This is a genomic window from Agrococcus sp. ARC_14, from assembly GCF_022436485.1.
In the GTDB taxonomy this organism is placed as follows: domain Bacteria; phylum Actinomycetota; class Actinomycetes; order Actinomycetales; family Microbacteriaceae; genus Agrococcus.
The window spans coordinates 1,806,191-1,831,546 of sequence record NZ_JAKUDO010000001.1 but is presented as its reverse complement, the minus strand read 5'-3'; the positions used below and the strand labels follow the sequence as shown (position 1 = coordinate 1,831,546).

The 25,356-nt window shown below is 70.4% G+C and carries 23 protein-coding genes; 4 read left to right on the top strand and 19 right to left on the bottom strand.

From position 1 onward, the window contains the following. Positions 1 to 9 precede the first annotated feature (9 nt). The 4 genes from alaS to MKD51_RS08995 form a co-directional block, all read right to left on the bottom strand. Positions 10 to 2,667: an alanine--tRNA ligase gene (gene alaS / locus MKD51_RS09010; RefSeq protein ID WP_240239974.1), complete on the bottom strand. Its 2,658-nt coding sequence runs from the start codon at positions 2,665 to 2,667 to the stop codon at positions 10 to 12. A gap of 77 nt (positions 2,668 to 2,744) precedes the next feature. Beyond that, positions 2,745 to 2,924, bottom strand: a complete 180-nt coding sequence (locus tag MKD51_RS09005; protein ID WP_240239973.1) for a hypothetical protein — start codon at positions 2,922 to 2,924, stop codon at positions 2,745 to 2,747. 114 nt (positions 2,925 to 3,038) lie between these two features. Then, positions 3,039 to 3,668: a 30S ribosomal protein S4 gene (gene rpsD / locus MKD51_RS09000; RefSeq protein ID WP_240239972.1), complete on the bottom strand. Its 630-nt coding sequence runs from the start codon at positions 3,666 to 3,668 to the stop codon at positions 3,039 to 3,041. Between the two features lie 158 nt (positions 3,669 to 3,826). Beyond that, the gene (locus MKD51_RS08995; protein WP_240239971.1) at positions 3,827 to 5,167 is read right to left on the bottom strand and encodes a replication-associated recombination protein A; all 1,341 of its coding nucleotides are present in this window, start codon (positions 5,165 to 5,167) and stop codon (positions 3,827 to 3,829) included. 117 nt (positions 5,168 to 5,284) lie between these two features. Here MKD51_RS08995 and MKD51_RS08990 point away from each other — a divergent pair, with 117 nt between their 5' ends. Further along, entirely contained in the window at positions 5,285 to 6,043 is a 759-nt protein-coding gene (locus MKD51_RS08990) for a peptidylprolyl isomerase (RefSeq protein ID WP_240239970.1), read from the top strand. Positions 6,044 to 6,119: 76 nt separating this feature from the next. Beyond that, positions 6,120 to 7,628: a DUF349 domain-containing protein gene (locus tag MKD51_RS08985; protein ID WP_346986704.1), complete on the top strand. Its 1,509-nt coding sequence runs from the start codon at positions 6,120 to 6,122 to the stop codon at positions 7,626 to 7,628. 12 nt (positions 7,629 to 7,640) lie between these two features. Here MKD51_RS08985 and MKD51_RS08980 read toward each other — a convergent pair whose 3' ends face one another. From MKD51_RS08980 to MKD51_RS08950, 7 genes are all read right to left on the bottom strand, one after another. Next, a complete protein-coding gene (locus tag MKD51_RS08980) occupies positions 7,641 to 8,648 on the bottom strand; it encodes a sugar phosphate isomerase/epimerase (protein ID WP_240239969.1) in 1,008 nt (335 codons plus the stop codon). A 16-nt stretch (positions 8,649 to 8,664) separates the two neighbouring features. Beyond that, complete coding sequence (locus tag MKD51_RS08975; protein ID WP_240239968.1) at positions 8,665 to 9,786, bottom strand: Gfo/Idh/MocA family oxidoreductase; 1,122 nt, start codon at positions 9,784 to 9,786, stop codon at positions 8,665 to 8,667. Next, positions 9,783 to 10,637 (bottom strand): sugar phosphate isomerase/epimerase family protein, encoded by an 855-nt coding sequence (locus MKD51_RS08970; protein WP_240239967.1) that lies wholly within the window; start codon positions 10,635 to 10,637, stop codon positions 9,783 to 9,785. The genes MKD51_RS08975 and MKD51_RS08970 overlap by 4 nt, the downstream gene beginning before the upstream one ends. Positions 10,638 to 10,710: 73 nt before the next feature. Beyond that, entirely contained in the window at positions 10,711 to 11,928 is a 1,218-nt protein-coding gene (locus MKD51_RS08965) for a substrate-binding domain-containing protein (protein ID WP_240239966.1), read from the bottom strand. Next, on the bottom strand, positions 11,925 to 12,980 hold the full coding sequence (locus MKD51_RS08960; RefSeq protein ID WP_240239965.1) for an ABC transporter permease: 1,056 nt from the start codon (positions 12,978 to 12,980) through the stop codon (positions 11,925 to 11,927). The genes MKD51_RS08965 and MKD51_RS08960 overlap by 4 nt, the downstream gene beginning before the upstream one ends. After that, a complete protein-coding gene (locus MKD51_RS08955; protein WP_240239964.1) occupies positions 12,977 to 13,990 on the bottom strand; it encodes an ABC transporter permease in 1,014 nt (337 codons plus the stop codon). The genes MKD51_RS08960 and MKD51_RS08955 overlap by 4 nt, the downstream gene beginning before the upstream one ends. Further along, positions 13,987 to 15,498: a sugar ABC transporter ATP-binding protein gene (locus MKD51_RS08950; protein WP_240239963.1), complete on the bottom strand. Its 1,512-nt coding sequence runs from the start codon at positions 15,496 to 15,498 to the stop codon at positions 13,987 to 13,989. Before MKD51_RS08950 ends, MKD51_RS08955 begins: the two co-directional genes overlap by 4 nt. A 106-nt stretch (positions 15,499 to 15,604) precedes the next feature. On the opposite strand from MKD51_RS08950, the gene MKD51_RS08945 reads away from it, so the two are divergent. Then, positions 15,605 to 16,801 (top strand): ROK family transcriptional regulator, encoded by a 1,197-nt coding sequence (locus MKD51_RS08945; protein WP_240239962.1) that lies wholly within the window; start codon positions 15,605 to 15,607, stop codon positions 16,799 to 16,801. Here the strand turns inward: MKD51_RS08945 and MKD51_RS08940 are convergent. From MKD51_RS08940 to ruvA, 6 genes are read right to left on the bottom strand one after another with little or no spacing between them, the layout of a single operon-like run. Then, the gene (locus MKD51_RS08940; protein WP_240239961.1) at positions 16,771 to 19,002 is read right to left on the bottom strand and encodes a bifunctional (p)ppGpp synthetase/guanosine-3',5'-bis(diphosphate) 3'-pyrophosphohydrolase; all 2,232 of its coding nucleotides are present in this window, start codon (positions 19,000 to 19,002) and stop codon (positions 16,771 to 16,773) included. The two genes, MKD51_RS08945 and MKD51_RS08940, sit on opposite strands and share 31 nt — an antisense overlap. A 35-nt stretch (positions 19,003 to 19,037) precedes the next feature. After that, positions 19,038 to 20,009: a protein translocase subunit SecF gene (secF, locus tag MKD51_RS08935; RefSeq protein WP_240239960.1), complete on the bottom strand. Its 972-nt coding sequence runs from the start codon at positions 20,007 to 20,009 to the stop codon at positions 19,038 to 19,040. Continuing rightward, complete coding sequence (gene secD / locus MKD51_RS08930; protein ID WP_240239959.1) at positions 20,009 to 21,667, bottom strand: protein translocase subunit SecD; 1,659 nt, start codon at positions 21,665 to 21,667, stop codon at positions 20,009 to 20,011. The genes secF and secD overlap by 1 nt, the downstream gene beginning before the upstream one ends. Positions 21,668 to 21,670: 3 nt before the next feature. After that, positions 21,671 to 22,000 (bottom strand): preprotein translocase subunit YajC, encoded by a 330-nt coding sequence (yajC, locus tag MKD51_RS08925; protein ID WP_240239958.1) that lies wholly within the window; start codon positions 21,998 to 22,000, stop codon positions 21,671 to 21,673. Positions 22,001 to 22,056: 56 nt separating this feature from the next. After that, the gene (ruvB, locus tag MKD51_RS08920) at positions 22,057 to 23,070 is read right to left on the bottom strand and encodes a Holliday junction branch migration DNA helicase RuvB (protein ID WP_240239957.1); all 1,014 of its coding nucleotides are present in this window, start codon (positions 23,068 to 23,070) and stop codon (positions 22,057 to 22,059) included. Next, the gene (ruvA, locus tag MKD51_RS08915) at positions 23,067 to 23,663 is read right to left on the bottom strand and encodes a Holliday junction branch migration protein RuvA (protein ID WP_240239956.1); all 597 of its coding nucleotides are present in this window, start codon (positions 23,661 to 23,663) and stop codon (positions 23,067 to 23,069) included. Before ruvA ends, ruvB begins: the two co-directional genes overlap by 4 nt. A 70-nt stretch (positions 23,664 to 23,733) precedes the next feature. Between ruvA and MKD51_RS08910 the strand changes: the two genes are divergently transcribed. Further along, positions 23,734 to 23,928: a hypothetical protein gene (locus MKD51_RS08910; protein ID WP_240239955.1), complete on the top strand. Its 195-nt coding sequence runs from the start codon at positions 23,734 to 23,736 to the stop codon at positions 23,926 to 23,928. Between the two features lie 19 nt (positions 23,929 to 23,947). Here the strand turns inward: MKD51_RS08910 and ruvC are convergent, their stop codons facing one another. Together ruvC and MKD51_RS08900 are read right to left on the bottom strand one after the other, a co-directional pair. Beyond that, entirely contained in the window at positions 23,948 to 24,550 is a 603-nt protein-coding gene (gene ruvC, locus MKD51_RS08905; RefSeq protein WP_240239954.1) for a crossover junction endodeoxyribonuclease RuvC, read from the bottom strand. A gap of 4 nt (positions 24,551 to 24,554) precedes the next feature. After that, the gene (locus MKD51_RS08900; RefSeq protein WP_240239953.1) at positions 24,555 to 25,319 is read right to left on the bottom strand and encodes a YebC/PmpR family DNA-binding transcriptional regulator; all 765 of its coding nucleotides are present in this window, start codon (positions 25,317 to 25,319) and stop codon (positions 24,555 to 24,557) included. Positions 25,320 to 25,356 lie beyond the last annotated feature (37 nt).

Genomic DNA, 25,356 nt, shown 5'->3' with positions numbered 1-25,356 from the left:
TGGCCCCGTTCAGCGGCTCAGCCCGTCGCGCACGGCTGCCAGCGCAGCCGGCATCGCGCTCGCGTCCTGACCGCCGCCCTGCGCCATGTCGGGCTTGCCGCCGCCGCCACCGCCGAGCGCCGAGGCCGCGGCCTTGGCGAGCGGTCCCGCGGCGATGCCCGCGTCGCGCGCTGCCTGGTTCGTGGCGACCACGACCGCGGGACGCCCGTCGATGAGGCCGCCGATCGCGACCACGGCCGTGTCGGAGCCGAGGCGTTCGCGCACCTGGCCCGCGAGCGAGCGCAGATCGTCCTGTGAGCCGACGGCGCCCAGGTCGACGGACGCCAGGAGCGTCTCGCCCACCCGCGTCGCCGCATCCGCGATCGGCTGCACGCGCCCGGCGAGCTGCTTCGACTCGAACTCGGCGATCCGCTTCTCGGCGGTCTTGAGCGAGGCGACGATCTCCTGGATGCGGCCCGGGAGCTGCTCCTTCGGCGTCTTCAGCATCGAGGTGAGCTCGCTCACCAGCGTGCGCTCCGCGACCAGCTGCTCGAACGCATCCGCGCCCACCGCAGCCTCGACGCGGCGCGCCGTCGAGCCGACGCTCGACTCGCTCGTGATCGAGATCAGGCCGATCTGGCTCGAGGCGGCGACGTGCGTGCCGCCGCACAGCTCACGCGACCACGGCCCGCCGATGTCGACCATGCGCACCGTCGAGCCGTACTTCTCGCCGAACAGCGACATCGCGCCGAGCGCCTTCGCCTCGTCGATCGGCATGACGCGGGTCTCGACCGGCAGGTCGTCGCGGATGGCGTTGTTGGCGATGCCTTCGAGCTCCTGCCGCATGTCGGCGGAGAGCGGGCTCGACCACGAGAAGTCGAGGCGCATGTAGCCGGCCTTGTTGTAGGAGCCGGCCTGCATGGCGTCCGGACCGAGCAGCTGGCGCAGCGCCGCGTGCACGAGGTGCGTCGCCGAGTGCGCCTTGTTCGCGCCGCGACGGTAGAGCGGGTCGACCACGGCGTGCGCGACGTCGCCGACGGCGATCTCACCGGAGGTGACGCGCACGGTGTGGCTGACGAGGCCGGACACAGGTCGCTGCACGTCGAGCACCTCGGCCTCGAAGCCCTGGCCGATGAGCCGCCCCTGGTCGCTGTCCTGACCGCCGGACTCCGCATAGAGCGGCGTGGCGGTGAGGACGATCTCGACCTCCTGATCGACCGTGGCGGAGGAGACCTGCGCGCCGTCGGCGATGATGCCGATGACCTCGCCGTCGGCCTCGAGCTCGTCGTAGCCGAGGAAGGCGGTCTCGCCCTTGCCGCGCAGGTCGGAGTACACCGAGAGGTCGGCGAGCTGGCGGCGGCGCGACTTGGCATCCGCCTTCGCGCGCGTGCGCTGCTCGCTCATGAGCGTCTCGAAGGTCGAGCGGTCGACCTCGAGGCCCGCCTCGTCGGCGATCTCCATCGTCAAGTCGATCGGGAAGCCGTAGGTGTCGTGCAGCAGGAAGGCTGTCTTGCCAGGCACGACCTGGCCGGCGTCCTTGCGCACGTCTGCCATCGCGAGGTCGAGCACGGTCGAGCCCGACTCGAGCGTCTTGAGGAAGGTCTCCTCCTCGGCGATCGCCATCCGCTCGATGCGGCCGAACGAGTCCTGCAGCTCCGGGTAGGCGACCGACATGGCGTCGTAGCTCGCACGGAAGAGCGTCGGGAACGTCGTCTCGTGCACGCCGAGCAGGCGCATCGCGCGCACGGAGCGGCGCATCAGGCGGCGCAGGATGTAGCCGCGCCCCTCGTTGCCGGGGGTGACGCCGTCGCCCATGAGCATGAGCGACGAGCGCACGTGGTCGGAGACCACGCGCATCCGCACATCGTCCTCATGGTCGGCGCCGTAGCGGCGGCCGGAGAGCTCGCTCGCGAGGTCGAGCACGGGGCGCACCTGGTCGATCTCGTACATGTTCGGCACGCCCTGCTTGAGGAAGGCGATGCGCTCGAGCCCCATGCCGGTGTCGATGTTCTTGCTCGGCAGCTCGCGCACGATCGTGAACTCGGTCTTCGAGCGCACATCGGCGATCTCGTCCTGCATGAAGACGAGGTTCCAGATCTCGACGTACCGGTCGCTGCCCGTCGCGGGGCCGCCGTCGGGGCCATACTCCGGGCCCAGGTCGTAGAAGATCTCGGAGTCGGGACCCGCTGGGCCGGGCTGCCCGGTCATCCAGTAGTTGTCCTCGAGGCCGAGGCGCTGGATCTGCGCCGCGTCGACATCGGTGACCTCGAGCCAGAGGCGCTCGGCCTCGTCGTCGGTCTCGAAGACCGTGACCCAGAGCTTCGCAGGATCGAACGCATAGCCGCCGTCGGCCTCCGAGCCGGTGAGCAGCGCCCACGCGTACTCGATCGCCTCGCGCTTGAAGTAGTCGCCGAACGACCAGTTGCCGGCCATCTGGAAGAAGGTGCCGTGCCGCGGCGTGCGGCCGACCTCTTCGATGTCATTGGTGCGGATGCACTTCTGCACGTCGACGACGCGGGGCCAGGGGGCGGGCACCCGACCAGACAGGTACGGGATGAACGGCACCATGCCGGCGATCGTGAACATGATCGCCGGGTCGTCGCTCACGAGCGAGGCCGAGGGCACGACGGTGTGGCCTCGCTCCTCGAAGTGCGAGAGGAAGCGGCGGTGGATCTCTGCGGTCTGCATCTAGGTCAGGTCTCTCTCGCCCCACGCGGGGCCTGACGAGCCCGGACGCAGCGCGCCCGGGCTCGAGTCGGGTGTCGTCACTCGCCTCGCAGCTCGCGGTCGCGAGCCTGGTAGCCGTCCTTGACGGCATCCGTGAACTCGCGCGAGCGCTCGTCGACGTTGTCGAGCAGCGCCTTGCCCTTCTCGGTCTGCTCGATGCGGCGGGCGGCGAAGACGCCGATGACGACGCCGACGGCCAGGAACAGGAGCTTCTTCACAGCGGATCCCCCTCGTGTCTCACTTGCCCCACGCCGGATCGGTGGCGGGGCGGTTGCCCAGTCTAACGACGAAGAGGGGCCGCCACCTGGCGACCCCTCCTCACACGCGCTGGATCAGCGAGCTGCGTAGTACTCGACGACGAGCTGCACGTCGGCGACGACGGGCACCTCTGCGCGCTTGGGGCGGCGCACGAGGCGCGCCTGCAGGCGGTCGAGCTGCACGTCGAGGTACGGCGGCACCGGCGACAGCACCGAGGCGTGGCCGCCGGCGGCTGCGACCTGGAAGGGCTCCATGCCCTCGCTGCGCTCGTGGACGTGGATGAGCTGGCCCTCCTTCACGCGGAAGGACGGGCGGTCGACGCGCTGGCCGTCGACCATGATGTGGCGGTGCACGACGAGCTGGCGAGCCTGCGAGGTGGTGCGGGCGAAGCCTGCACGCAGCACGAGCGCGTCGAGACGCATCTCGAGCAGCTCGACCAGGTTCTCACCGGTCAGGCCGTACTGGCGGCGCGCCTCGTTGAAGACGATGCGCAGCTGTGCCTCGCGGATGCCGTACTGGGCCCGGAGGCGCTGCTTCTCGCGCAGACGGACGGCGTAGTCGCTGTCGGCCTTGCGCTTGGTGCGACCGTGCTGGCCGGGGCCATAGGGACGCTTCTCGAGGTAACGGGCCGCCTTCGGGGTGAGGGCGACGCCGAGGGCGCGCGAGAGGCGCACCTTCGAACGGGAACGGGACTTCGTGGACATGACTTCCTTCGCTGAGTCGCTGCCGCGTGAGCGGCTGTCCCGGCCGAGCGCCGAGACTTAAGGAGGGTTGCGGGCCCTGGGGGAAGCTGCCGTGGCATGCTGCCGCCCGGTGGGCCGTCGTCAAGACTAGCAGATGGACGCGCTGGGCCTGGGCTCCGTCAGGACTCCGCCGACAGGATCTTCCGGATGCGCTCCAGGCGAGCAGCGACGTCGCGCTCGAAGCCGTGAGCGCCGGCCTCGTAATAGCGCCGGCCGACGAGCGGGTCCGGCAGGTACTGCTGCGTGGCGACGCCGTGCGGGGCGTCGTGGGCGTAGCGGTAGCCCTTCCCGTGCCCGAGGCGCTTCGCCCCCGGGTAATGGGCGTCGCGCAAGTGGGTCGGCACGCGCCCGAAGTCACCGGCGCGCACGTCGGCGATCGCCGCGTCGATCCCCTTGTAGGAGCGGTTCGACTTCGGTGCGGTCGCGAGGTAGACGGTCGCCTCTGCGAGCGGGATGCGCCCCTCCGGCATGCCGATCATCTGCACGGCCGTCGCGGCGGCGGTGGCGATCACGAGGCCCTGGGGGTCGGCCATCCCGATGTCTTCGCTCGCGAGCACGATGATGCGGCGGGCGATGAAGCGCGGGTCCTCCCCCGCCTCGATCATGCGCGCGAGGTAGTGCAGCGAGGCGTCGGGGTCGGAGCCGCGCACCGACTTGATGAAGGCGGAGATGACGTCGTAGTGCTCGTCGCCCTGCCTGTCGTAGCGCAGCAGCGCCCGGTCGACCGCGCTCGCCAGCGCCTCCGCCGTGACCGTCGCCGGCGCATCCGCCCCCGGATCCTGCCCCTGCTCGAGCGCTGCCGCCTCGAGCGCGTGCGCGCCCGCGGCCTCGAGCGCGGTGAGCGCACGCCGGGCGTCGCCGGAGGACATGCGGATGAGCTGCGCCCTCGCCTCATCGTCGAGCACGATGCCGGCGCCGAAGCCGCGCGGATCGGCGATCGCCCGATCGACGAGCTCGGCGATGTCGGTGTCGTCGAGCGGCTCGAGCGTGAGCAGCAGCGAGCGCGACAGCAGCGGGCTGATGATGCTGAACGAGGGGTTCTCGGTGGTCGCGGCGATCAGCGTCACCCAGCCCTGCTCGACGCCGGGCAGCAGCGCATCCTGCTGCGCCTTGGAGAAGCGGTGGATCTCGTCGAGGAAGAGCACGGTCGACTGACCGAAGAGGTCGCGCTGATTGAGCGAGTCCTCCATCACCTGCCGCACGTCCTTCACGCCGGCAGTGACGGCGCTCAGCTCGACGAAGCGGCGGTCGGAGGTGTGGGCGATCGACTGCGCGAGCGTCGTCTTGCCGGTGCCGGGAGGGCCCCACAGGATGACGCTCTGCCCGCTCACGCCTTCGCTGGGCGCCGCGAGCCTGCGGAGCGGCGAGCCAGGCCCGAGCAGGTGCCGCTGACCGACGACGTCGTCCAGGCTCGTCGGGCGCATGCGCACGGCGAGCGGCGCTGTCGTCCCCCTGGCCATGCCTCCATGCTAGGTGCGACGACTGACGCGCCCCACCCGTTGACCGGCCAGGAGCGCGCGAGCCGGTAGCCTGAACGGCGGTCGCGCGGATGCGCGGCGGGCATGCGAGGAGAGCACGTGGTCACGAAGCAGGAGCAGGAGCGGCGCGTCCGCGACTACCGGGCGCGGCAGACCGTGCACGAGCGCAGGCAGCGCAGGCAGACCCGAGACTCCATCGTGGGCAGCGTGCTCGCCGGAGTCGTGCTGCTCGGCGGCATCGGCCTCGTCGCGATGCTCCAGCCCACGCCTCCCGCCGCCGAGGAGACCGCACCGCCCACCGCGAGCGAGACCGAGGCCCCGGCGTCAGAGGTGCCGGAGCCCACGCTGGCCGAGGAGCGCAGCTGGACCGGCACGATGACGGTCAACGGCGTCGAGCTCGGCGTCGAGCTCGACGGCGCGGCAGCGCCGCAGGCCGTCTCCTCCGTGTTGTTCGACACGCAGCGCGACTACTACGACGGCAAGACGTGCCACCGCCTCACCACGGCGGAGGGCTTCAGCGTGCTGCAGTGCGGCTCGGCCGACGGCGCCGGCAGCGGTGACCCGTCCTACATGTACGGCCCGATCGAGAACGCCCCGGCGGACGACGTCTATCCAGAGGGCACCATCGCGATGGCACGACAGGGCAACAACGCCGACTCGAACGGCCACCAGTTCTTCATCGTCTACGGCGACACCACCATCCCCGCAGACTCCGCCGGCGGCTACACCGTCATCGGCCAGGTCACCGAGGGCCTCGACCAGCTGCAGGAGCAGGTGATCGCCAACGGGACGGCGGACGGCGCGCAGGACGGCGCACCCGCAGAGCCCGTGACGATCGAGGACTTCGTGTTGCAGTGACCATCACGAGTCGCGGCGCCCCGGCTCCACCGCGATAGGCTCATCCCGCCCGTTCCCTCGTACGAGAGACTCCGTCATGCCCGAGCACACCCAGCCCACCGACTCCGACACGCAGCAGCAGTCTGCTGAGGCCGTCGCGCCAGAAGCCGCTCAGGCCCCGACCGAGGTGCAGCCGGAGGCCACCGAGGTCGCTGAGCCCGCCGTCGCGCCCAGCGCCCCCGCCGACGAGGCACCGGCCGCTGTCGCCGAGGAGCCTGCCGCCGAGGAGACCGCCGCCGTCGAGAAGACGGACGCGGAAGAGCCCGCCGTTGAGGCGCCCGCAGCCGAGGCCGCAGCTCCCACCGGGCCCACGATGGGCGAGCACGTCATCGAGCGCGGCGTCGGCCGCGTCGACTCCGCGGGCACGGTCGCTGTCCAGGAGGGTGACGCCTGGCGCGTCGTCGGACAGTTCCCCGACGCGACGCCCGAGGAGGCGCTCGCCTACTTCGAGCGCAAGTTCGCCGAGCTCGAGGGCCAGGTCCGCCTGCTCGAGCAGCGCATCCGCGGCGGCGCCAACGCCAAGGACGTCGCGAAGGCCGCGAACCATCTGCACGACAACGTCCTCACGGCCAGCGCCGTCGGCGACATCCCCTCACTGCTCTCCCGGCTCGACGCCCTGCGTGGCGAGCTCGGCCAGCTCGAGGCGAAGCAGCAGGCAGCGAGCAAGGCAGAGGTCGAGGCCGCGCTCGCCGAGCGCACCGTGGTCGTCGAGTCGATGGAGCAGCTGGCGCTCGGCGATCTCGCCGACGTGCAGTGGAAGCAGACCATGCAGAAGGTCGATCTGCTCTTCGCCGACTGGCAGCGCCTGCAGAAGGACGGCCCGCGCCTGTCGAAGAGCCAGGCCGACACGCTCTGGAAGCGGTTCCGCGACGCCCGCAGCACCCTCGAGACCGCGCGCCGCAAGTTCTTCGCAGAGCTCGACGCCTCGCACAAGGATGTGCGTGCTCGCAAGCAGGCGCTCGTCGAGCAGGCCCAGGCGCTCGCGCCCAAGGGCGTCGACGGCATCACCGCCTACCGCGCGCTGCTCGACCAGTGGAAGGCTGCCGGCCGCGCAGGTCGCAAGATCGACGACGCGCTCTGGGCCCAGTTCAAGGAGGCGGGCGACGTGCTGTTCGCCGCCAAAGCCGAGCAGGCTGCGGTCGACAACGAGGAGTACGCCGAGAACCTGGTCGCGAAGCGCGCCCTGCTCGACGAGGCTGCCCCGATCCTGAAGATCACCGAGCGCACCGCCGCCCGTGACGCGCTCATCAGCATTCAGCAGCGCTGGGACGAGATCGGCCGCGTGCCGCGCGAGTCGCTGCGCGAGGTCGAGGATCGCATGCGCACGATCGAGACGCATGTGCGCGAGCTCGACGAGCAGCATTGGAAGAGCCACAACCCGGAGCGCAAGGCGCGCTCCGAGGGCCTCGCCGGTCAGCTCGAGGACGCCATCGAGAAGCTCGAGGCAGAGCTTGCCGCCGAGCAGGACGCGAAGCGCAAGGCCGAGCTCGAGGCAGAGCTCGCCACGAAGCGCTCCTGGCTCGAGGTCGTGGCGGCCGCAGGCTGAGCCGGCGCGGGCTCAGTCGCGGTCGGCCGAGAATGCCGCGTCGAAGCGCGCGGTGGAGGGTTCGAACTCGTGGCGCCGCAGTGCTTCGAGCGCCTCGGGTGCTCCCTGCAGACGATCCATGCCCGCATCCTCCCACTCGATCGAGATCGGGCCCGAGTAGCCGATCGCGGTGAGCGTGCGGAACGCGTCGCCCCACGCGACATCGCCGCGGCCCGCTGAGACGAAGTCCCAACCGCGGCGCGGATGCCCCCACGGCAGGTGCGAGGACAGGATGCCGTTGCGGCCGTCGCCCATGCGCATCCGCGTGTCCTTGCAGTCGACGTGGTAGATCCGCTCGGCGAAGTCCGACAGGAAGCCCACCGGGTCGATGCCCTGCCACACCATGTGGCTCGGGTCCCAGTTCAGCCCGAAGGACTCGCGGTGGCCGATCGCCTCGAGCGTGCGCACGGTCGACCAGTGGTCGTAGGCGATCTCGCTCGGGTGCACCTCGTGCGCGAACCGCACCCCGTGCTCCTCGAAGACGTCGAGGATGGGGTGCCAGCGGTCGGCGAAGTCGCGGTAGCCCGCGTCGATCACGCTGTCGGGAACCGGTGGGAACTGTGCCACGTACGGCCAGATCGAGGAGCCGGTGAAGCCGACGACCGTGTCGACGCCGAGCGCCCGCGCCATGCGCGCGGTGTCCATCAGCTCTGCAGCAGCCCGCTGACGCACGCCCTCCGGGTCGCCGTCACCCCAGACCCGCGGATGCACGATCGCCTCGTGCCGGAAGTCGATCGGGTCGTCGCACACCGCCTGTCCGTGCAGGTGGTTCGAGATCGCCCAGACCCCCAGGCCATGCCGGTCGAGGATCTCCTTGCGCGACGCGACGTATGCGTCGTCGTCCCATCGCGCGGCGTCGAGATGGTCGCCGGAGCAGGCGATCTCCAACCCGTCGTAGCCCCAGGATGCTGCCAGGCGCGCGACCTCCTCGAAGGGCAGATCGGCCCACTGGCCGGTGAACAGCGTGAACGGGCGGGTCATGGCATCCTCATCTCGATCATCGGGCGTCCCCGAGCGGCATCATCGCACCCTGCGCCGCGTCGCTGCGCTCGATCGCGTCCAGCACCCGCTGCACCGCAAGGCCGTCAGCGAACGACGGCTCGGGGGCCTGCCCTGCCGCGATGCTGCGCAGCAGCGCTGCCGCCTGCATGACGAAGGTCGAGTCCCAGCCCAGCACGTGGCCCGGCGGCCACCAGGCCTCGAGGTCTGGATGCGTCGGCTCGGTCACGAGCACCCGCGCTGGCCAGCCCGCGCGCCCCTCGGTCACGACCAGCTCGTTGAGCCGCTCGAGGTCGAACGAGAGGGCGCCGTCGCTGCCGTGCACCTCGATGGTGAGGGCGTTCTTGCTGCCGGTCGCGACTCGAGACACCTCGAGCGATGCGACGGTGCCACCATCCAGCTCGAGCTGCGCCCAGGCGGCGTCGTCGACCGTGACCTGCTCGGGCCCGTCCGGCCCGGGACGCTGCTGCTGGAAGGTGCGCAGCGCGCCTCGCGCGCCGGTGACGTGCTGGCCGGTGATGGCCAGGATCTGGTCGACGACGTGCGAGCCGAGGTCGCCCAGCGCGCCGTTGCCCGCTGTCTCGGCGCGCAGCCGCCACGTCATCGGCGCCTCCGGATCCACGAGCCAGTCCTGCAGGTAGGCGGCGCGGACGGTGCGCACCCGCCCGATCCGGCCCTCGTGCACGAGCTGGCGCGCGAGCGCGAGCGCCGGCACGCGCCGGTAGTTGAAGCCCAGCATCGAGGCTCCCGCCGCCCGCTGCGCTGCTGCGGCCATGCGCTCGGCCTCTGCCAGGCTCGTGGCCAGCGGCTTCTCGACCAGCACGTGCTTGCCGGCTGCCAGCGCGGCCGTCGCCATCTCGGCGTGCAGGTGCCCGGGGGTGCAGATGTCGACGATCTGCACGTCATCGCGCGTCACGACCTCACGCCAGTCGGTGGCGGCCTCCTGCCAGCCGAGGATCCGGGCGGATGCGGCGGTGCGCTCGGGATCGGACCCGCACAGCACGCGCATGGCCGTGGCAGGCGCATCCGGGAACATCGCGCCGACGTTGCGCCATGCCGCAGAGTGCGCCTTGCCCATGAATGCCGTGCCGAGCACGGCGACGCCGAGCGGCGCGCTCATGCGCGCTCCAGCTGGCGGAGGAATGCAAGGCCGTCTCGCGCCAGGTCGTCCTGGGTGGTGGCCAGCGGCCGCCAGATCGATGCGGCGACCGCGATCGCGGCATTGTCGGCGGTGAAGCTCTCGATCACGAGCGGGCCGCGGTAGTCGACCGCGTCGAGCGCGGCACGGATGCCCGCCCAGTCGGTCTGGTCGCCGCCGGGCGCGCCGCGGTCGTTGCCGCACACCTGCACGTGCACGAGCGCATCCCCCGCTGCTCGGATGGCAGCTGCGCTCGATCGCTCCTCGATGCCGAGGTGGTAGGTGTCGAGGGCGAGGCCGAGGTGGTCGCCCAGCAATGGTTCCAGGGCGTCGAGCGCCTGCTCGACGGTGCAGATGATCGAGGTCTCGTAGCGGTTGAGAGGTTCGAGCCCCAAGGCGACGCCGCGCTCGGCCGCGTGCTCGACCACCGGCGCCAGGCGCTCCCGCAGCTGCGCGACGATCGTGGTGCGCTCGCCGGCGTCCATGCGCCAGGTGCGCCCGGTCTCGGCAGTGAAGGGTCCGCAGACGCTCGGGGCTCCGACATCCGCTGCGAAGTCGATGCACGCGCGCAGATAGCGCTGGGTCGCAGCCACGGTCTCATCATCGGTCGCGACCAGCGCGCGGCCCGGACCCATCGCACCCACGACGGTCGCGGCGAGCCCGTTCGCCTCGAGCAGCGGGCGCACCGCCGCGGCGCTGAGATCGCCCTCCCGCTCGAGCGGCAGCTCGACGAGGTCGAAGCCGAGTCCGGCGACGTGCGCCAGCATCGTCGGCGCGATCGCGTCGCGCAGCGGCGACTGCCACACCCAGGTGTTGATGCCGATCTGGCGCATCGTTCCTCCGTTCAGCGTCGGGTCGTGGTGATGGCCGGCCGCAGCGCAGCGCGCCACGGCCGGCCGGTCAGTGCTAGCGGTCCTGCCAGGGACCGGGGTAGCTGGGCAGGTCGGCGCCGCCGAACAGCGCGTAGTGCCCGTCAGGCATCCCCTCGTTCGCCGCGATCGCCTCGTCGCGCGCCTCCGCGTCGAGCGGGGTCTGCGGCAGCACCCACTCGGTCGGCACGGGCTCGCCGTTCGCGATCATCTCGGCCGCCAGCAGCGGCGTGCGCCACTGGAAGTTCGAGTACGCGGGTGCGAGCGCCGTCATGTCGCGCTCCTGCCATGCACGCAGGAAGCTCATCTCGTCCTCGCCCGTCATGACGGGGAGGTCGGCGCCGGCGTCCTCGAAGGCCTCGATGGCGGCGACGGCGCCGTCACCAGCATCCATCCACACACCCTGCACGTCACCGCGCGAGAGGGCATCGGAGATGATGCTCTTGATCTCGGTCGGATCTGCACCGGTGAAGTAGTCCTCGACGGTGATCCCCGCCTCCGTCAGCAGCTGCTCGGCGGCTGCCCAGCGGTGCTCGAGGACGTCGACGCCCGGGAGGATGCGGAGCGCGACGACCGTGTCGCCCTCCTCGAGGTTCTCGATGAGGAACTCAGCGGTGTCGATGCCCCACGCGTAGCCCCCGATGGGGTGGATGAAGGTCGTCGCGCAATCGGTGTCGACGCCGCGGTCGAACACGATCACGGGGCGGCCGGTCTCACATGCGCGCTCGACGGCCGGCGTCAGCGCTGCCGTCGAGTTGGGCGAGATGATGAAGATGTCGCAGTCGCCCTGGCTGATGAAGTAGTCGATGTCGGCGATCTGGGTGTTGTCGTCGTCGCCGGCGTCACGCACCTCCATCGACTCGATGACGCCCTCGTCCTGCAGCACGGCGAGCTGTTCCTGCATCGTGATGAAGCCGGTCTGGCGCCAGGGGTTCGAGATCGACGCGTTCGCGAAGCACGCGCGCATCGGCTCGTCCGTCTGCCATTCGGCGGTGTCCGTCATCGGCCCGTCGATGTACTGCAGCCACGGGGTGGCCGGATCGCCCTCGAAGGTGGCGGAGCGCTGCTCGAACTGCTCGTCGAAGACGGCCTGGTCGAACCACTCCCCTCCTGAATCGGTGGTCTCGGCCGGCGCTTCGGTGCTGGCCTCGGGAGCCGCCGAGGGATCGACGCTCCCGTCTGTGCTGCAGGCCGCGAGGGTCATCGCGGCGCCGAGGGCCACGACGATGAGGCCCTTCCTGTGCTTGCGCATCATGCTTCTCCTGGTGTTCGGGATGGTGTGGGAATCGGGTCTGGGTCGGCGTCGGCTGCGACGGCCGGGGTGCCGGATGCGGGTCGTCGGGCCGTGCGCCATGCGACGGCGCCGAAGGCCACGGCGAGGATGATGATGATGCCCTGCACGCTCGGCCGCCAGGTGGACTCGATGCCGACCTGGTTGAGCACCGTGAACAGCATCTCGAGCGCGATCGCGCCGGCTGCGGCTGAGAGCACCCATCCGCGGCCGCCGCCGAGCACGGCGCCGCCGAGCACGACTGCGGTGATCGCCTGGAACTCATAGCCGGCGCCGACGCTCGGGTGCACGCCGGCGTAGCCGACGAGCAGGATGCCCGCGACGGTGGCGGCCAGCGACGAGAGCACGAAGGCCGTCAGCTTCACGCGCGTCGTGGGCGTCCCGGAGAGCCGCGCGGCAACCGGGTTGTCGCCGACCGCGAGCAGCGTGTGGCCGAACGGAGCACGCATGAGCAGCCACGCTCCGACCGCGACCACGACGAGGATGATCACGGGGTAGGGCAGCACGTCGAAGAGCGCGCCGCGACCGATCTCGCGGAAGCTGTCGATCGGGTTTCCGGTCGCGGCGCCGCCCGTGAGGAAGCGCACGAACCCGTAGAGCGCCAGCATCGTGCCGAGCGTGACGATGAAGCTGGGCACCTTCGCGAGCGTCGTGAGGAGTCCGTTGACGAGCCCGACGACGACGCCGACGAGCAGCATGAGGGCGATGCCCGGCAGGATCATCGCCTCGTCCTGACCGATGACGTTGCCCGCGATCACGACCTGCGCCGCGATCACCGCGCCCATCGAGAGGTCGAACTCGCCCGAGACGATGACGAAGAACTGGCCGATGGCTGCGATCGCGATGGGCGCGGTGCGGGCGAGGAAGCGCACGAGCTGGTCGGGCTCCGCGAAGCGCGGGTTGGAGAGCGAGGCGACGATGAGCAGCACCACGAGCAGCACGAACACGGCACCACCGGGGGTGGCCAGGGCTGCGAGGAAGCGCTGCGGCCGCGAGCGCTGGGCGACGGCGGTCATGCGCTTGCCCCCTTTCCTTGGAACCGCGGTGGTCGACGCTGCACGCTGCGCCAGGCGTAGAGCGCCACGGCGATGATGATCACGGCGCCTCGCACGAAGTCCTTGAAGAAGGGGTTGACCTCGAGCACGCCCATGACGTGGTCGAGGACCGCGAAGATCGCCACGCCGCCGACGGTGCCGAGCACGCCGCCGGAGCCGCCCGCGAGCAGCGTGCCGCCCAGCACCACTGCCGCGATGGACATCAGGTCGTAGCCGCCCTGCGAACCGATGGTGGGGCTGCCGACCGAGGTGCGCGCGAGCAGCAGCAGTCCCGCGAGCCCGGCGAGCATCGAGCAGAGGATGTGCGCGAGCACCACGGGCACCTGGGTGCGCACGCCCGAGAGTCGGGCGACGTGCGCGTTGCCGCCGACGGCGTAGATGTGATGGCCGAGCCGCGTGCGGTGCAGCAGCAGTGCCACGAGTCCAGCGCACACCACCATGATGATGGTCGACAGCGGCACGCCCGCGATGAGCGTGGCGCCGATCAGCCGGAACTCCGCCGGCGCCGAGCCGAACGAGCCCTGGAAGCTCGTCCCGAGCCATCCCGAGATGATGAGGCCGACGCCGAGCGTGGCGATGAAGCCGTGCACTCGCAGCTTCGTGACGATGAGCCCGTTCGCGGCGCCGATCGCGGCGCAGACCAGCAGCGCGACGACCACGCCGGGCACGATCCAGGCGGCGCCCTGCGCCATGATCCCGGCGCCGACGATGGATGCCGTGCTCACCACGTACGGCACAGACAGATCGAGGCTGCCAGCGATGATCACGAGCGTCTGCCCGATGGCCACGAAGCCCAGGATCGACATGAGGGTCAGCACGCTCGTGAGGGTGCTGACGGTGAAGAACGACTTGCCCGCCGCCGTGACGAGCAGCGCGCTGAGCGCGATCACGCCGACGAGCACGATGAAGACGATCGCGGTGGTCGAGATCCGCGCTCTGCGGACAGGTCGTGTGCCGGTGACGGTGCTCATGCCGCGACCCCCTCATCTGCGCCGGTCGCCAGCGCCAGCACGTCCTCTTCGGTCGACGCGCTCGGCAGCTCGCCCACCAGCTGGCCGTCGCGCATCACCACGATGCGATCGCTCATGCCGAGCACCTCCGGCAGCTCGCTCGAGACCATCAGGATGGCGACCCCGGAGGCAGCGAGTCGGCGCATCACCTCGTACACCCCGTGCTTCGCGCCCACGTCGATGCCCCGGGTGGGCTCGTCGAGCAGCACGACGCGCGGCGCCACGGCGAGCCACCTGGCGAGCACGACCTTCTGCTGGTTGCCGCCAGAGAGGAACTGCACCTCCTGGTCGAGTCCGCGCGCGACGAGCTCGAGCTCTGCGAGCGCGCTGGGCATGGCGCTGCGCGCCGCAGCGGTGCGCGAGGGGAAGACCGCCCGCACCACGCCGAGGGCGTTCTGCAGCACGGTGAGATTGAGCGAGAGGCCCTGCGTCTTGCGATCCTCGGTGATGAGCGCGAGCCCCGCACGCACCGCCTGGCGCGGCGACCGTGTGCGGAGTGCTCGAGCATCGACGCGCATCGTGCCGCGCGTGAACGGGTCGGCGCCGAAGATGCCGTGCAGCAGCTCGGTCCTGCCTGCTCCCTGCAGGCCCGCGATGCCCACGATCTCGCCCGCGCGCACCGTGAGGGAGACGTCGTCGACGAAGTCGTTGCCTGCGCCCTCGAGCTCGAGCAGCGGCTCGCCCGGCTCGGTGCCTGCCACCCGATGGGGGAACAATGCCGAGAGCTCCCGGCCGACCATGCGGCGCACCAGCGTGCGCTCATCGAGATCGGCCGTCGGCCAGCTGCCGACCAGCGCCCCGTCCTTGAGCACCGTGACGGTGGTGCAGAGATCGAAGATCTCGCGCAGGCGGTGCGAGACGTACAGGATCGCGATGCCGCGAGCGGTCAGCTCGCCGATGATGCGGGTGAGCAGCGCGACCTCGTGATCGGCGAGCGCTGCGGTCGGCTCATCCATCGAGATCACCCGTGCGTCGAGGCTCACCGCCTTCGCGATCTCCACCACCTGCTGCTCCGCGACTGAGAGCTGGCGCACGGGCAGGGCGGGGTCGAGCCCCGGCACACCGATGGCGGCGAGCAGCTCGCGCGTCTCGCGCAGCATGCGCGCGCGGTCGACGAACGGGCCCCGGCGCGGCTCGCGCCCGAGCCAGATGTTCTCGGCGATCGTGCGATCCACCAGCAGCGTGAACTCCTGGTACACGGTTGCGATGCCGGCCCGCTGGGCGTGCAGCGGTGAGGAGAACGACACGCTGCGACCGTCGAGCTCGAGCGTGCCCTCGTCCGGCTGGTGCACGCCGGCGAGGATCTTCATGAGCGTCGACTTGCCGGCACCGTTCTCGCCGACGAGTCCGTGCACCTCACCGCGACGCAGCTCGAGGTCCACGCCGTGCAGCACCTGCGTGCCCAGGAACGACTGCACGATGCCGCGTGCGCGCAGCACGACCTCGCGGTTCACTGCCGGAGGTGTCATGACATCGTCGTCCACGCGCTCACTGTTGCACACCGCGACCACTTCTGTCGAGATCTGTCATAAGTTGCGCGCGGCGTGTCGGAAGTGTCCGTCGTGTGCTTCACTGATGCTCATGCGCACGAGCGAGATCTTCGACCTGCTCCGGGACGGTCGCGGTCGCACGCGCTCAGAGCTCTCGCGAGAGTCGGGCCTGGCGCGCTCCTCCGTGGCGCTGCACATCGAGACCCTCATACAGGTCGGCTATGTCACTCCGGTGGGCGACGCGGCCTCCACCGGAGGCCGCCCCGCCTCGCTCTTCGCGTTCAATCCGGGCGCGCGACTCGTCATCGGTGTCGACGTCGGTGCGACACATGTCATCGTCGAGCTCGCTGACCTCAGCGGAGAGGGCATCGCCGCCTCCCGCGCCGACATCGACGTGGCGGAGGGCCCGGAGGCGGTGCTCGGCTGGGTCGAGCAGGCGATCCGGGGCCTCGTCGGCCAGCAGGACCGCGCGCTCGAGGATGTCGTCGCCGTCGGCATCGGCCTGCCCGGCCCGGTCGAGCACGCGACCGGCATGCCCATCAGCCCCCCGATCATGCCCGGCTGGCATCGCTTCGACGTCGCCGGATGGCTGCGGCAACGGCTCGGATGCCCGGTGCTCGTCGACAACGACGTGAACATCATGGCGCTGGGAGAGCAGCGCACCGCGTGGCCCGACACCGACGATCTGGTGCTCGTCAAGATCGCCACCGGCATCGGTGCAGGCATCATCTCGGGCGGGCGCCTGCAGCGCGGCGCCCGCGGCACTGCAGGCGACCTCGGCCACGTGCGGGTGCCTGGCTCGAGCGCACCGTGCCGCTGCGGCAACGAGGGCTGCCTGGAGGCGGTCGCCGCCGGGCCCGCGATCGCGGCGAAGCTGCGCGCGCTGGGGGTCGAGGTCTCCGGCACCGCCGACGTCGTGGCGCTGGCCGCCCAGGGCTCCGTCGATGCCGCGCAGGTGCTGCGGGCTGCAGGGCGCGACATCGGCGAGGTGCTCGCCACCGTCGTCAATCTCGTCAACCCATCCGTGATCGTCGTCGCGGGCAGGCTCGCGGGCGCCGCGAAGGAGCTCCACGCCGGGATCAGCGAGGTGGTCTACCGCCGCTCGCTGCCGCTGGCCACCGAGCACCTGCAGATCGCTGCCAGTGCCACCAAGGGCGACGCTGGCGTGCGAGGCGCGGTCGTGCTGGCGATCGAGCACGCGCTCTCCCCCGAGGTGCTCGACGCAGAGCTGCCCTCGCGCAGCCGCTCGGGTCAGCCGGTGGTGATGCGGTACACGTCGTAGACGCCGTCGATGCGGCGTGCGGCGTTCAGCACGTTGTCGAGGTGGGTGATGTCGCCCATCTCGAACGAGAAGCGGCTGATCGCGAGCCGATCGGAGCCCGTGTGGACGCTCGCGGAGAGGATGTTCACGTGGTGCTCGCTGAGCACGCGGGTGATGTCGCTCAGCAGCGCAGATCGATCGAGCGCCTCGACCTGGATGTTCACGAGGAACAGGCCCTTCGACACCGCGGCCCACGAGACCTCGATCATGCGCTCCGGCTCCGTGAGCAGGCTCTGCACGTTGGGGCAGTTGCGCTGATGCACGCTGACGCCCTGGCCGCGTGTGACGAAGCCGACGATGTCGTCGCCCGGCACCGGGGTGCAGCACTTCGAGAGCTTGACGAGGATGTCGTCGGCGCCGCGCACCAGCACGCCGGAAGAGCTCGAGGCAGGACGCGAGGGACGAGACGTGGGGAGCATGGGCTCCGGCTCGTCGTCGGCCGTGCCCTCCTCGGCGCGGATGAAGGCCACGACCTTCTCGAGCACTGACTGCGTCGAGACGTGCCCCTCTCCGACCGCCGCGTAGAGCGCCGTGACGTCCTCGTGCTTGAGCTGCGCGGCGACCTGGGCGAAGGCATCCCGCCCCATGAGCTTCTGCATCGGCAGGTCGTGCCGGCGCATCGCCTTCGCGATCGCCTCCTTGCCGACCTCGACCGCCTCATCGCGGCGCTCGCGCTGGAACCACTGGCGGATCTTGCTGCGCGCGCGGGGCGAGGTGACGAACGACTGCCAGTCCTGGCTGGGCCCGGCATCCGGGTTCTTCGAGGTCAGCACCTCGACGACGTCGCCGGTGGCGAGCTTCGTGTCGAGCGGCACCAGCCGGCCGTTGACCTTCGCGCCCATCGTCCGATGGCCGACCTCGGTGTGGACGGCGTAGGCGAAGTCGACCGGCGTCGCGCCCGCAGGCAGGCCGACCACCTTGCCCTTCGGCGAGAAGACGTAGAGCTCCTTCGCTCCGATCTCGAAGCGCAGGGAGTCGAGGAACTCGCCGGGGTCGGTGGTCTCCTCCTGCCAGTCGTTGATGTGCTGCAGCCACGCCATGTCGGTCGACGACACCTGGCCGCCAGCGCCCTGCTTGTACTTCCAGTGGGCCGCGACGCCGAACTCGGCCCGCCGGTGCATCTCCTCCGTGCGGATCTGGATCTCGACGTGGTGGCCGCGCGGGCCGATCACGGTCGTGTGCAGCGACTGGTAGAGGTTGAACTTCGGAGTGGCGATGTAGTCCTTGAGGCGACCGGGCATCGGCTGCCAGCGGGCGTGGATGGCGCCCAGCACCGCGTAGCAGTCGCGCACCGAGGCGACGATGACGCGCACGCCGACGAGGTCGTAGATGTCGGTGAACTCGTGACCGCGGACCTGCATCTTCGTGTAGATCGAGTAGTACTGCTTCGGTCGGCCGGCGATGCGACCGCGGATCCTGCCGGCCTTCATGTCCTCGCTGAGCGCCGTCACGACCTCGTCGAGGTAGCGCTCGCGCTCCGGTGCCCTGGCGTCGACGAGGTTCTTGATCTCGAGGTAGACCTTCGGCTGCAGCACCGCGAACGAGAGGTCCTCGAGCTCGACCTTCATCGTCTGGATGCCGAGCCGATGTGCGAGCGGCGCGTAGATCTCGATCGTCTCGCGAGCCTTGCGCTGCGCCGACTCGTCGGAGACGAATCCCCAGGTGCGGGCGTTGTGCAGCCGGTCGGCGAGCTTGATCACGAGCACCCGGATGTCCTTGGACATCGCCACGACCATCTTGCGCACCGTCTCGGCCTGCGCGCTCTGGCCGTACTTCAGCTTGTCCAGCTTCGTGACGCCGTCGACGAGCATCGCGATCTCGTCGCCGAAGTCAGCCCTGCACTGCTCGAGCGTGTAGGTGGTGTCCTCCACCGTGTCGTGGAGCAGCGCTGCAGCGACCGTGATCGCACCGATGCCGAGGTCGGCGAGGATCTGGGCGACCGCGACCGGATGCGTGATGTAGGGCTCGCCCGACTTTCGGTACTGCCCTCGGTGCGCTTCCTCGGCGATGATGTAGGCCCGCTGGATGAGGCCGGTGTCGGCCTTCGGATGCTGTGACTTGACGGAGCGGATCAGCTCGTCGACGGCACCGGCGCGGTGCGAGCGCGAGAACAGGAACGGCAGGAGCGTGCGGAAGCCACCGGAGGGCTGCACCTCGCTCATGTGACGCTCCTCTCCCGGGCTCGTCGCCTACTGGCTCAGACCACTGCCCCCTGGTCGCGCTTCTGCTTGAGCTGCACGTCGCCGATGTCGTCGTTCTGCCTCAGCTGAGCATAGACAGGCGCGGCGACGAAGATGGACGACCAGGTGCCGACGATCGTGCCGATGAACAGTGCGAGCGCGATGTCGCGCAGGGTGCCGGCTCCGAGCGCGAACGCACCGATGAACAGGATCGACGCGATCGGCAGCGTGGCGACGATCGAGGTGTTGATCGAGCGCACGATCGTCTGGTTGACCGCCAGGTTGATCTGGCCGAGCATCGTGCCGCTGGAGCCGGGCGCGGTGTTCTCGCGCACCTTGTCGAACACGACGACCGTGTCATAGAGCGAGTAGCCGAGGATGGTCAGGAAGCCGATCACCGCGGCAGGGGTCACCTCGAAGCCGATGATGCCGTAGACGCCCGCGGTCACCAGCAGGTCGAAGGCGAGCGACGCGAGCGCGGCGATCGACATCTTCCAGGTGCGGAAGTACACGGCCAGCACCACGGAGACGAGCCCGAGGAAGACGACGAGGGCGAGGAGCGCCTGACGCGAGACGTCCTGACCCCACGAGGGCCCGATGAACGAGAAGGCGACGTCGCCGGTCTCGACGCCGTACTGCTCGGCGAGCGCGCCGCGGATCTCTGCAGCCTGCTCCTCGGTGACCGCATCCGTCTGCACGCGCAGGGTGTCGGGGCCGATCGTCGCGACGCGCGCCTCCGTGTCCGGCACGATGGCCTCGACGGTCTCTGCGGCGCCCTCGGTCGTGGCCTGCTCGAGCCCGGAGACCCGGAACTCGCTGCCGCCGGTGAACTCGATGCCGAAGACGAAGCCGCCGCGGACGACGGTGCCGAGCGCGAGCACGATGAGGATGGTCGCGGTGACCATGAACCACAGCTTGCGTCGCGGCACGACGGGCACCGAGCGCTCGCCGGTGTAGAGCTCGTTGCCGATGGTGGTGAGCGATGCCATCAGGACTCCTTGCCGGTCGTCGCGTCAGCGGCCTTGCGCTCCGCGATGGTCTGGCGCCGCTGCGCCTCCTTGGCCGACGTGGCGCCCTTGCCTGCGAACGCGGGCTCGCGGAACTTGGCACGGCCGCGGTAGACCGCGCCGAGCGCCTGGGGGTCGAGCCCCGACAGCGGATGGCCGGAGGAGAAGAACCGCGTGCGCGAGAGCACACGGAGCAGCGGATGCGTGAACAGGGCGACCACGATGATGTCGATGAAGGTCGTGATGCCGAGCGTGTAGGCGAAGCCGCGCACATTGCCGACCGAGAGCAGGAACAGGATCACGGCGGCGAGGAAGCTCACCGCATCCGAGACCAGGATCGTGCGGAAGGCGCGCTTCCAGCCCGTCTCGAGGGCTGTCGTGAGGTGCTTGCCCTCGCGCAGCTCGTCTCGGATGCGCTCGAAGTAGACGATGAACGAGTCGGCGGTGATGCCGATCGATATCACGAGGCCCGCGATGCCGGCGAGCGAGAGGCGGTAGCCCTCGGTGCTCGAGAGGAACGTCACCACCAGGTAGCTGAGCACCGCGGCCACTGCAAGCGAGAAGATCACGACGACACCGAGCGCGCGGTACTGGAACACCGAGTAGCCGATGACGAGCAGGAGTCCGATGAGGCCCGCGATGAGGCCCGCCTGCAGCTGGCTGGCGCCGAGCGTCGGAGAGATCGTCTCGTTGGACTGCACCTGGAAGCTCACCGGCAGGGCGCCGAAGCGCAGCTGGTCTGCGAGGCTCTGCGCGTCCTCCTGGCCGAAGCCGCCGGTGATCTGCGCGTTGCCGTCGGTGATGATGGCGTTCGATGTGATGGGCATGAGCACGGCGGCGTCCAGCACCACCGCGAACTGGTTCTGCGGCTCAGGCAGGTTGGTGATGGCACGGGTGACGGCCTCGAAGTTCGCGGGGCCCTCGCCGTTCAGCTCGAGGTTGACGCCCCAGCCGCCGGTCGCCTGGCCCTGCGAGTTGGTCGCGGCCGAGACCGTCGCGTCGTCGATGTTCGCGCCGTCGACGGACACGGGGCCGAGGATGTAGCGCGCGCTGTCGTCAGCGCTGCACGTGATCAGGGGCTGGTCCGGGTCGGCGACCACCGTCGGGTCGACGTTCTCGCACATGAAGGCGTCGAACTCGGCCTGCAGCTCCGGCGTGATCCACGCCTGATCCCAGGGGTTCTCGGGGGTGCCGGGCGCCTCAGCCTCCGGGTCGATCGGTGTCGGCGTGGGCGTCGTGCCCGGCGCGTTCGCGGCGGCGGCGGCCAGCACGGGCCGGAACTCCATCTTGGCGCTGGCCTGGATGCGCTGCATCGTGGCCGCGTCGGGCTCGCCGGGGAGGGCGACGACGATGTTGCTGCCGCCCTGTGTCGTGATCTCGGTCTCGGAGATGCCGGAGGCATCGACGCGCTGGCGGATGATCGCCACGGCCTGATCGAGCTGCTCCTGCGAGACGGATGCGCCCTCAGCCAGTCGCGGCTCGAGGACGATCTGCGTGCCGCCCTCGAGGTCGAGCGCCAGCTGTGGCGCCCAAGAGCCGCCGCCCCACTGCACGGCAGCGAAGTTTGCGCCGGTCAGGCCGGCGATGAGCACGACCAGCCAGACGAGGGCGCGCGCGCCCCGAGTACGAGCCTTTGCCACGGATCAGGCGCGGTCGCGCTGCTCGTCAGCGTCGCCAGCCTCGTCGGCAGTCGAGTCCTCCACGAGCTCCTGCTGGTCGTCGACCACGCGCGCCAGCGTCTGGCGGTGGACGCGCACGATCGTGCCCGGGGCGATCTCGATGAGAGCCTCGTTGCGCTCCTCGTCGATCTCGCGCAGCTCGCCGTAGAGGCCGAAGTTCGTCATCACCTCAGCACCGGGGACCATCTGGTCCTGCAGCTCGGCTGCCTGAGCCTTGCGCTTCTTGTTGCTGCGGAACATGAAGAAGATCATCGCTGCCAGGACGAGCAGCATGATGATTGTCAGCGGGTCCATCGTGACCTTTCAAGAGTCGGCTGCCCCGCGCGGCTGCGCGCAGGACCAATTGCCCATCATACCCCGTCGAGCGTGGCGTCCTGACTGTCCGCCCGCACGTGACGCATCCCCGACGGCGTCGCGATGCGACCGCGGGGGGTACGGCCGATGAGCCCTTCGCGCACCAGGAAGGGCTCCACGACCGACTCGATCGTGTCGGCCTCCTCCCCCACCGCCGCTGCGAGGGTCGACAGCCCGACGGGGCCGCCGCTGAAGCGGTGCGCGATCGCGTGGAGCACGGCGCGGTCGATGCGGTCGAGGCCTGCCTCGTCGACGTCGTAGAGCTCGAGCGCCGCGCGGACGCCTTCGAGGTCGCTCGAGCCGGCGTGCACGAGCAGCCAGTCGCGCACGCGCCGCAGCAGCCGGTTGGCGATGCGCGGGGTGCCGCGCGAGCGCCCGGCGAGCTCCGCCAGCGCGGCAGGCTCGATGCCGAGCTCCATGAGCCGGGATGAGCGCCTCAGCACGAGCTCGAGGTCGTCGGTCTCGTAGAACTCGAGATGCGCCGTGAACCCGAAGCGATCGCGCAGGGGAGCTGGCAGCATGCCGGAGCGCGTGGTCGCGCCAACGAGCGTGAACGGAGCGAGCTCGAGCGGGATCGAGGCGGCGCCCGCGCCCTTGCCCACCATGATGTCGATCCGGAAGTCCTCCATCGCGAGGTAGAGCATCTCCTCGGCGGAGCGCGACATCCGGTGGATCTCGTCGATGAAGAGCACCTCGCCGGGCACGAGCGCCGAGAGCACGGCCGCGAGATCGCCTGCGTGCTGGATGGCGGGGCCCGAGGAGTAGCGGATGGGCCGCCCGGTCTCGTTGCCGATGATCGTCGCGAGGGTGGTCTTGCCGAGTCCCGGAGGGCCGGCGAGCAGGATGTGGTCGGGTGCGCGGTCCTGCAGCCTGGCGGCCTGCAGCAGCACTGCGAGCTGCCCCTTGACCTTGGGCTGGCCCACGAAGTCGGCGAGGGTGGTCGGGCGCAGCGCACCCTCGAACGCCAGCTCGTCAGGGGTCGCTGCCGGGTCGACCAGCGGATCGCTCACGTGCGCGCCGCCGGCCCCAGGATCGCCAGCGCGGCGCGCAGCAGCGAGCCCGTCGACCCGACGGCCTCCGGTGCCGCGATGGCCGCGCGCTCGATGGCGTCGGCAGCGGTGCGCTCCTGCCACCCGAGCCCCGTGAGGGCCGTGAGCACGTCGGCCCTGGCATCCGACCCCTTCGCCGTCGACTGCGCAGCGGGCGCGGCGAGCTTGCCGCTCAGCTGCAGGATGAGCAGCTTCGCCGTCTTGGGGCCGATGCCGCTGACGGCCTTGAACGCCTGCTCCTGCTCCGCCTCGACGGCGCGGGCGAGATCGTCGGGCGAGAGGTGGGCGAGCACGCCGAGCGCCGACTTCGGGCCGACGCCGGAGACCCCGATGAGCAGCTCGAACGCCGCGAGCTCTGCCTCGGTCTCGAAGCCGTAGAGCGAGAGCTCGTCCTCGCGGACGACGAGGTGCGTGTGCAGCGCGATCTGCGTGCCGACGCTGGCCGCGAGTGAGCACTGGGGCGTGACGGCGACGGCGTAGCCGATGCCGGCCACGCCGATGACGAGCCGCTGTCCGCGAGCGGAGAGCACGGTGCCGTCGAGCCTGGAGATCACCCCGTCAGCCTAGGCGGCGGGCAGGCGATACGGTGGTCTCCGACACCCCTGCACCGCGAAACGGAGTCCCATGAACGTCACGACCGTGCTGAGCTTCCTGCTCTCGATCGTCTTCATCATCGCCGGACTGCTGCTCATGGGCTACGCGTTCGAGGCCCCGGGCTTCGAGCTGATCCTCTTCGCTGCCGGAGCGATCGCCGAGTTCATCGGCATCGCGATTCCCGCCGTCCTCTGGCGCCTCGAGGATCGCAAGGTCCACCAGTAGGCCTGCCCGGCTGACGACGTCAGCGCCGCCCTGTGCGGCCGGAGCGCGCCGCCGACTCAGCGGCTGCCCAGGCTCGCTGCGCCGGAGTGACGGCGCTCGCCGCACCCGACGACGGCCCGGACGTGGCACCCGCGCGCGGGATGTGTGCCCTCCAGCCCTCCGCGATCGCGATCGCGAGCGCGTCGGCGGCGTCCGCGGGCTTCGGGGCGGCCTCGAGCCGCAGCAGCCGGCGCACCATCTCACCCACCTGCCGCTTGTCGGCGGCGCCGTAGCCCGTCACCGCCGCCTTCACCTCCGTGGGAGTCAGCAGCGAGATCGGGATGCCGCGCTCGGCCGCGGCGCGCAGCACGATGCCGGAGATCTGCGCGACACCCATGACGCTCCGCAGGTTCGACTGCGCGAACACGCGCTCGAGCGCGATCGCGTCGGGGCGGTGTGCGTCGATCGCGGCCTCGACGCCGCGCGCGATCCGCAGCAGCCGCTGCTCGATGGGCTCCTGGGCGTCGGAGCGCAGCACCTCGACGTGCACGAGGGTCGGCGTGCGGTGCACGACATCGACCACGCCGACGCCACAGCGGGTCAGACCGGGATCGACGCCGAGCACGCGCACCGACGCCGCCATGCGACTACTCGTCGTCCTCGTCGAGCTGCGCCTGCACCTCTGGAGAGATGTCGAAGTTGGCGTAGATGTTCTGCACGTCGTCGCTGTCCTCGAGCGCGTCGATGAGTCGGAAGACCTTGCGAGCGGTCTCGGCGTCGACCTCGACCTTGAGGTTCGGCACGAACTCGACGTCAGCGGCGTCGTAGTCGATGCCGGCCTCCTGCAGCGCCGTGCGGACCGCGACCAGGTCGGTCGCCTCCGAGATGATCTCGAAGCCACCACCCTGGTCGGTGACCTCCTCCGCGCCCGCGTCGAGCACGGCGAGCAGGATGTCGTCCTCGGTGACCTCGTCGGTCTTCGTGACCGAGACGACGCCCTTGCGGTTGAAGTTGTAGGCCACCGAGCCCGGGTCGGCCAGGGTGCCGCCATTGCGAGACATGACCGTGCGCACCTCAGCGGCGGCACGGTTCTTGTTGTCCGTGAGGCACTCGACCATCAGCGCGACGCCGTTCGCCGCGTAGCCCTCGTAGACGATCGTGGCGTAGTCGATCGACTCGCCCGTGAGCCCCGCACCGCGCTTGATGGCGCGGTCGATGTTGTCGTTGGGGACGCTCGTCTTCTTCGCCTTCTGCACGGCGTCGACGAGGGTCGGGTTGCCGCTCATGTCGGCCCCGCCGACCTTGGCTGCGACCTCGATGTTCTTGATGAGCTTCGCGAACGACTTGGCACGCCTGCCGTCGATGACGGCCTTCTTGTGCTTCGTCGTCGCCCACTTGGAGTGTCCGGACATGGTGCTTCCTGATCGTGGGAGGTGGACGACCCATCTT

Coding starts and splice junctions, on each gene's coding strand:
- MKD51_RS08970 (WP_240239967.1), bottom strand. CDS start 10,637: ATGCGCCAGATCGGCATCAACACCTGGGTGTGGCAGTCGCCGCTGCGC.
- MKD51_RS08900 (WP_240239953.1), bottom strand. CDS start 25,319: ATGTCCGGACACTCCAAGTGGGCGACGACGAAGCACAAGAAGGCCGTC.
- MKD51_RS08965 (WP_240239966.1), bottom strand. CDS start 11,928: ATGATGCGCAAGCACAGGAAGGGCCTCATCGTCGTGGCCCTCGGCGCC.
- MKD51_RS08950 (WP_240239963.1), bottom strand. CDS start 15,498: ATGACACCTCCGGCAGTGAACCGCGAGGTCGTGCTGCGCGCACGCGGC.
- MKD51_RS08995 (WP_240239971.1), bottom strand. CDS start 5,167: ATGGCCAGGGGGACGACAGCGCCGCTCGCCGTGCGCATGCGCCCGACG.
- ruvC (WP_240239954.1), bottom strand. CDS start 24,550: ATGGCGGCGTCGGTGCGCGTGCTCGGCGTCGATCCCGGTCTGACCCGC.
- MKD51_RS08985 (WP_346986704.1), top strand. CDS start 6,120: ATGCCCGAGCACACCCAGCCCACCGACTCCGACACGCAGCAGCAGTCT.
- MKD51_RS08955 (WP_240239964.1), bottom strand. CDS start 13,990: ATGAGCACCGTCACCGGCACACGACCTGTCCGCAGAGCGCGGATCTCG.
- alaS (WP_240239974.1), bottom strand. CDS start 2,667: ATGCAGACCGCAGAGATCCACCGCCGCTTCCTCTCGCACTTCGAGGAG.
- MKD51_RS08975 (WP_240239968.1), bottom strand. CDS start 9,786: ATGAGCGCGCCGCTCGGCGTCGCCGTGCTCGGCACGGCATTCATGGGC.
- MKD51_RS08960 (WP_240239965.1), bottom strand. CDS start 12,980: ATGACCGCCGTCGCCCAGCGCTCGCGGCCGCAGCGCTTCCTCGCAGCC.
- MKD51_RS08910 (WP_240239955.1), top strand. CDS start 23,734: ATGAACGTCACGACCGTGCTGAGCTTCCTGCTCTCGATCGTCTTCATC.
- MKD51_RS08945 (WP_240239962.1), top strand. CDS start 15,605: ATGCTCATGCGCACGAGCGAGATCTTCGACCTGCTCCGGGACGGTCGC.
- MKD51_RS08980 (WP_240239969.1), bottom strand. CDS start 8,648: ATGACCCGCCCGTTCACGCTGTTCACCGGCCAGTGGGCCGATCTGCCC.
- secF (WP_240239960.1), bottom strand. CDS start 20,009: ATGGCATCGCTCACCACCATCGGCAACGAGCTCTACACCGGCGAGCGC.
- MKD51_RS08940 (WP_240239961.1), bottom strand. CDS start 19,002: ATGAGCGAGGTGCAGCCCTCCGGTGGCTTCCGCACGCTCCTGCCGTTC.
- rpsD (WP_240239972.1), bottom strand. CDS start 3,668: ATGTCCACGAAGTCCCGTTCCCGTTCGAAGGTGCGCCTCTCGCGCGCC.
- yajC (WP_240239958.1), bottom strand. CDS start 22,000: ATGGACCCGCTGACAATCATCATGCTGCTCGTCCTGGCAGCGATGATC.